General features: G+C 41.8%; 4 protein-coding genes. 2 read left to right on the top strand and 2 right to left on the bottom strand.

Annotation, left to right across the window (positions count from 1 at the left end; genetic code table 11):
* The first annotated feature begins 180 nt into the window (after positions 1-180).
* Complete coding sequence (ppdK, locus tag Q0A12_RS16050) at positions 181-2,793, top strand: pyruvate, phosphate dikinase (RefSeq protein ID WP_291293632.1); 2,613 nt, start codon at positions 181-183, stop codon at positions 2,791-2,793.
* A gap of 324 nt (positions 2,794-3,117) precedes the next feature.
* Positions 3,118-5,157 (top strand): methyl-accepting chemotaxis protein, encoded by a 2,040-nt coding sequence (locus tag Q0A12_RS16045; protein ID WP_291293631.1) that lies wholly within the window; start codon positions 3,118-3,120, stop codon positions 5,155-5,157.
* A 416-nt stretch (positions 5,158-5,573) separates the two neighbouring features.
* Here Q0A12_RS16045 and Q0A12_RS16040 read toward each other — a convergent pair whose 3' ends face one another.
* On the bottom strand, positions 5,574-6,344 hold the full coding sequence (locus tag Q0A12_RS16040) for a flagellar motor protein MotB (protein ID WP_291293630.1): 771 nt from the start codon (positions 6,342-6,344) through the stop codon (positions 5,574-5,576).
* Positions 6,345-6,357: 13 nt separating this feature from the next.
* Complete coding sequence (motA, locus tag Q0A12_RS16035; RefSeq protein ID WP_291293629.1) at positions 6,358-7,122, bottom strand: flagellar motor stator protein MotA; 765 nt, start codon at positions 7,120-7,122, stop codon at positions 6,358-6,360.
* Positions 7,123-7,142: the final 20 nt, after the last annotated feature.

The following is a 7,142-nucleotide window of genomic DNA, read 5'->3' as shown; positions in this document are numbered from 1 at the left end:
CATGTTTTTCCGCCTTTCAAATGTGATATTCTATTTATTATATATTTTCCTTGATAAAATTGCAATACAGGATTTTAAAGTCGCTGTTTTAGAAGAAAATTCTACTTGACGAATGAATGGTATACACTATATACTTCGATTTAAGTTAAATAGTATATCACATTTGAAAGGCGGAAAAACATGAAGAATATTGTCTGGTTTTCAGAAGGGACGAAAGACCAAAAAGAGCTATTAGGTGGAAAAGGGGCAAATCTCGCTGAAATGATTAGTATTGGCTTACCGGTGCCTAAAGGATTTATTGTTACAACCGATGTTTGTCGTCAGTTCTTAGAGAAACAGCAACTTGCGCAACCGTTGGTAGAAGAAATTATTCGAGCCGTTGCTCTACTAGAAGAGCGAACACAAAAATTTTTTGGCGGCAAGAAGCAACCGCTGCTGGTTTCTGTACGCAGTGGGGCAAAGTACTCCATGCCAGGAATGATGGATACGATCCTCAATCTAGGGTTAACAGATCAAACGGTTCAGACTCTGGCAGCAAATACGAAGAATCCAACATTTGCTTATGATTGCTACCGTCGCTTGATCCAAATGTATGGCGATGTTGTTAAAGGGATTGATAAGAGCCATTTTGAATCCTATTTAACGACCTACAAGCAAGAAAAAGGGTACTCTTCTGATCAATTAATGACTGCCGAAGACTGGCAGAAGATTTGTCAGGTTTTTCAAAGTATTTACATGGAACATACACAGGAAAGGTTTCCTCAAGATCCATTGGAACAATTGCTGTCAGCTGTTCAGGCGGTGTTTCGTTCATGGAACAATCCGCGCGCCATCACTTACCGTAACATTCATGCCATTGCTCACGATTTAGGGACAGCAGTAACTGTTCAGGAGATGGTATTTGGCAATAGTGGTGCTGCAAGTGGAACTGGGGTTGCTTTTACTCGCGATCCGACGACTGGACACAAAGGATTATTTGGTGAATTTCTTGCTTGTGCCCAAGGAGAAGATGTTGTCGCGGGGGTTCGTACACCAAGACCGATCAGTGACCTGGCCAAGACACAACCAGAAATCCATACCCAGTTTTCGAGGATTGCCGAGTTATTAGAGAACCATTACAAAGATATGCAGGATATCGAATTTACGATCGAAGAAGGACAACTCTATATCTTACAGACTCGCAATGGGAAACGGACAGCCAAAGCTGCTGTGCAGATTGCGATTGACTTAGTGTCTGAAGGGAAAATTACGAAGAAAACTGCATTGCAACGATTGACACCAGCTATGCTGGATCAGTTGCTGCATCCCATCTTTTCTCCGGCCGCTCTTTCTGAAGCAATCCCATTTGGGCAAGGCTTACCTGCCAGTCCAGGTGCGGCGGTGGGACAGGTTTATTTTTCTGCAGCAGCAGCAGTCAGTGCCCACCAAGCAGGAGAAAAAGTAATCTTGTTACGACAAGAGACTTCACCGGAAGATATTGACGGAATGGTGGTCAGTGAAGCAATCGTGACTTCTCGAGGTGGTATGACTTCGCATGCAGCGGTTGTTGCCCGTGGACTAGGGGTATGTTGTGTGGCCGGCTGTGAACAGTTAGCCGTTGATTCATTTTTGAAACAAGCTCGGTGTGGTGAAGCTGTGATTCAAGAAGGCGACTATCTATCAGTGGATGGCACAACAGGTAATTTATATCAAGGGGCACTGCCACTGGCCGCTTCTCAAGATTTTACTTTGTTGCAGACGATTTTAGATTGGTCTAAAGAAAGCGCAGATCTGTTGGTGCGGGCAAATGCGGAAACCGTCGAAGAAATCAAAACAGCCCTTTCCTTTGGTGCAGCAGGTATTGGCTTAGCGCGAACGGAGCATATGTTTTTTGGCGAGTCACGGATCTGGCCGATGCGGCAAGTGATTTTGGCAGAAACGACGGAGGAACGAAAGGCAGCTTTGGCACAACTAAAAGCGTTTCAATTGAACGATTTTAAAGAATTATTGTTACAAACGAAGGATCAGAAATGTGTCATTCGTTTGTTAGATCCGCCTTTGCATGAATTTTTGCCTCGTCCCCAAGAATATGAAGAAATGGCTAAGCGTAGCGGCTATTCGCTGGAAAAAATCAAGCAGCGGATCCGTGATTTACAGGAAGTCAATCCGATGATGGGGCACCGAGGCAGTCGTCTGGGAATTACGTATCCCGAGATTTATGAGATGCAGACAGCGGCAATTATCGAGGCCGCTTTACAAGTTTCTGACACAGGCAATGTTGTTTATCCTGAAATCATGCTGCCTTTGATCAGCATTCCTGCAGAAATGATCGTTCTAAGGGAACGCTTGGAAGCCTACATCCAGCAAATTTTCGCCCATTATCAGCAAGAAGTGCCTTTTAAGATCGGGATGATGCTAGAAACGCCAAGAGCATGTTTACTAGCTAGTGAATTGGCTCCGTTGGCAGATTTCTTCAGTTTCGGCACCAATGATCTGACGCAAATGACATTTGGCTTTTCACGGGATGATGCCGGCGGATTTATTCAGCGATATTTGGATCAAGACATTTTGCGGGAGGACCCCTACCAGCATCTTGATAAAGCTGGAGTAGGAGAGCTGATGAAACAAGCCGTAGCTGCAATTCGTCGGCAAACGAAGGAAAAAGTCATTGGCGTTTGCGGGGAAGTAGGCGGGGATCCCCAGTCCATTGCCTTTTTCCGGGAAATCGGTGTAGACTATGTCTCTTGTTCCCCTTATCGGGTCCCGGCAGCATGGTTAGCGATTGCCCAGTCTGCACCAGAATCTCTGTCTTAGCAATCGTAGAAAACGTCTAAGAAGATTTTTTTCGATACTAATCTATAAACCAATCAAATACAATGTTAGGTCTAAATAATCATTTGAATTCTCTTTGATAGTAACGACAGTTTACTAGAAAGAAAATGGTTATTTGGGCCTTTTTGCCGCCTATTCGCGGTAGTTCTGCTAGCTTACATCAATAAAAAGAATTTCTCGCAAGTAAAAAAACAAAGAACACTTAATAAATAGGAAATTATAGCCGATTACGAAAGAGTAAGTTCCTTTTGGAGAAATGGTTTTCTTAATAAAGGTAAAAATTAAAAATAAAGGAGTGTCTCAAGTTTGGGAAAAAAGAAGAGTATAGGACTCTATGTTGGGTTGGTTATGGTTTTGGTTGCAGTAGTGCCAATCTGTATCTTGGTAGTCAGTACATACGTGACAACAAGACAATCATTGATTGATCGAAATGACATCAACAAAACTAGTGCTGTTCAACTGATTATGGCAGAAGAAATCGTACTGAAAAATTCTGCAGAAGACAAGTTAAAAGCAATGACTCAATTTTCAGCATTGAAATCAGAATATGACATGGCTGATATTACAAGAAATATGGAAAAAGGAATTATTGGAAATAAAATGTTTCTGTCATTTACCTTTGCTACGGAAGACGGGCAAGTGGCCTCCTTTGATCCGATACCAGATGATTACGAGGCTACTACTCGTCCTTGGTTCACCGGCGCGTTGGAAGCAGATGGGGAAATTTTCTGGACCGAGCCTTATAGGGACGTGGCTACCGAGCAATTTGTGACAACAGTATCTATAAAAGTCGTAAACGAAAAAAATCAAGTGGGTGTTTTGAGTATCGATGTATCCTATGAAGAGGTACAAGAAATCCTTTCAGCTATCGATGTCGGTCGTACAGGAACTGTTTCTCTGATCTCTGAATCAGGTATTGTGATCACCTCCAAAGACCCAGATTTGATTGGGCAAAACGTCAAAGATGATCCAACTTTCCAAAAAATTGTTGCCTCCAAAGAGACGATTGGCAGAATCAAGCCTGAAAATGGCAATGGGGTTGATGATATCGTCTTCGATAAGCCAGAAGGTTCAAACATTTGGGCTTTTGCCGATGTAAAAGCAGATGATTTAGACGAAGAGATTAATTCTATTCTTTGGATCTCAGCAATCGTTGCTGGTTTAATGATTCTACTGATTATTGCTGTAGCCAGTTATACAACGAAGATAGTTAGTACGATCATGAACGTCTTCAATGAGCAGTTCTCACAAATGGGATCAGGCAAGCTGGCATTATTAGAACGGAAGCAAAAAGATCCAAATCAAAAATGGCGTCTAGGTCAGTTTGCTCAAAGAATCGTTTATCCGGATGAAAATGGCACGGAGATCCACCAAATGGCAGCGAATTATAATCAAATGGTTATGGAATCAAGAAAATTGATTCAAAATGTTCAAAAAGAAAGTGATAGCGTTGCTGCGATGTCAGACTCGTTGTTGGAATTATCTAAACAAATCAGTGTGGCGGCGGAAGAAGTGTCAGAAACGATTACAGGAATTGCCGAAGTAACTGGTTCACAAGCTCAAGAAACAGAACACAGCGTTGCGCAATTGCAAAATCTTGAAAAAGTAATCAAGGAACTACGGAACACGATTAGTGAAATGAGTAATAAATCACAAGAATCCACTGACATCAATCAGGAAAGCATGAACCTAATGGATGAAGTTGGAGCAAGCTGGCAAAATGAATTGGAACAAATGGAAAAATTAATGACGAATATGACGAATATGAATGATAATATCCAAAATATCAATACCATTATTCGTGTAATCAATGATATCTCCTATCAAACAAACTTGTTGGCATTGAATGCATCGATCGAAGCGGCTAGTGCAGGGGAATCTGGAAAAGGGTTTGCAGTAGTAGCAGCGGAAATTCGAAAACTTGCAGAACAAAGTAAAGCTTCCACAAAAGAAATCGAAGTCATCATTGAGAAAATTCGTACACAGTCTGCCCAAATGGTGGAACAAACCTCTGATTCACTAAAAGGTGGCGAAAAACAAACGACGTTGATTCAGCGTGTCATTGCATCTTCAAAAGAAGTCTACAAACGAAGCATGTTGATGATCGAGGGTATCAACAATGTGGAAGAAGCTAGTCAACGGATTGAAAACATTCAGGGAAATGTTTTAAGCGACTTGGAAAATATCTCGGCTTCAACAGAAGAAAATGCTGCTGGTACGCAAGAAGTATCGGCTAATTCAGAAGAGGTTCTGGCAACGATGGATGAGTTTACGAATCACGTTTCAGATCTCAGAGATATCTCAAAAACATTGAAAAAAGTAACCGATCAATTTGAAATAAAATAGAATCAAGCAAGCACCGTATCAGCTTTCAGCAAAGAAGGCGGATGCGGTGTTTTTATGGAGTGAGACCTTTCCTTCTTAATGGATATGAGGATTGAATGGATTGTTTTTGCCTTCTTTATCAAGCTGAAATCTGACGAGAATAAAAGAGGTTCTACTTATCTTTTGCTGTTTTTCTAATCTAAAGAAATCGTCTAAAGAGACATTGGCGAAGGCTTCAAGCAACAAGGAGGAAGAAAACGGAGGAAAACTAGAAGGGGGGGCAAAAGCTTTTGGCTGGTGCCATTGGATGCCCTAATACAAGAGGGAACCAGTTGTTATAGAGAACAAAAAGAGAAGGCTGATTTCCCTGGTCAATTAGGAAGTCAGTCTTCTCTTTGGCGATAAGTTCTTTCACTTAACTGTTTTTGTGTGAGTGTTCATTCTTCAGTGATTTGTGAACGTTGAATGATCATTTCTACCCGACGATTCTCAGAACGTCCTTCGGGGGTATCATTACTTGCTTTCGGTTGCGTATCTGCATAGGCTTGGATAGCAGCATTTTTTTCTGAGATAATCTTTTTATCGATGAAATAATTCATGACAGTAATCGCGCGAGCAGCACTTAAATCCCAGTTTGATTCATAGCGGCCCGTGCCTTTTTCCGGTATATTGTCGGTATGCCCTGCGATGACAATTTTATGTGCCTTCAATTTTTTTAATGCCGAAGCGAGCATATCAAGGGATTCGCTTGTTTTTGATGTGATTGCTGCGCTGCCTGATGCAAACAGGATACTGCTGTCCAATGTGATGTGAAGCCCATCTGCCTCTAAACTGACTTCGCTCTGCCCGTCCAGCGCGGATGCTGCCAGATCTTTTTGTAACTGTTCGCTGATTTTTTCGAGTTGCTGATTTTCTAATTGGATACGGGTCGCTTCTTCCTGGGCTTGAGCTTCAGAAGCATTCGTTGCACTACTCCCAGTTTTGCCTGCTGCTCCCATATCAATGACTGAACCAATAGCAGGGGAACCACTATGATGGCTAGAGAGAATGGAACCAAACTCACTACGGATCTCTTGGAATTTTTCGTCGTCTACTTTTGCCATGGCAAACATAACGATAAACAATGCTAAGAGTAGCGTTAACATATCTGAGTAAGGCAAAAGCCATGCTTCATCAACGTGTTCTTCCTTTTTCTTTTTTCTTTTCATATTGAATCAACCTCTAGGATCTTTCTTCTCGTTTATCTGGTTCAATCAAACTAAACAGTTTCTTTTCAATGCTTTTAGGCGATTGTCCTGCCTGAATCGCTAATACCCCTTCAACAATGATCGACATCACTTGTACTTCTTGTTGTGATTTCAAATTAAGACGCGAACTGAAAGGAATGAACAAAACATATCCGAAGAAGATCCCATACAAGGTGGCTACAAAGGCGGCGGAGATCATATGTCCCAATGCTTCAACATCTTCTAAATTTCCCAAAGCCCCGATCAATCCGATAACGGCTCCCAAAACCCCTAATGTTGGTGCACTGGTTCCGGCGGTTTTAAAGATATTTGCCCCTACATGATGTCGTTCTTCGATCCCATAAATTTCATTTTCCATGATTTCTTTGATTTGCTCTTCAGGGATTCCGTCAACCACCATCTCTAATCCTTTTTTTAAAAATGGTTCTTCCAGATTCTGAATTGCACCTTCTAAGGAGAGCAAGCCATCCCGTCTTGCTTGGTTAGCCATATCAACAATACTATTGATGGTTTTTTTTACGTCATATTCCTCATTTTTTAGCAAAACGCCAAAAAGTTTTGGGATACGTTTGATGTCACTGCTGGGAAACGAATTAACCACCGCTGCGATTACCCCAACAAAGATAATGATGGCTGCAGCCGGGTTGATCAACACCGCTACATTCGCTCCTTTAACGATCATTCCGACAACGACGGAAATAACCCCTAATACTATACCGATCAGCAAGAATAAATCCATTTATTGCGTCCTCCTAAACT

This window comes from Enterococcus sp. (assembly GCF_022711995.1).
Classification (GTDB): domain Bacteria; phylum Bacillota; class Bacilli; order Lactobacillales; family Enterococcaceae; genus Enterococcus_D.
Note: the sequence above shows the minus strand (reverse complement) of the source record. Positions and strands in the feature narration are given on the sequence as shown.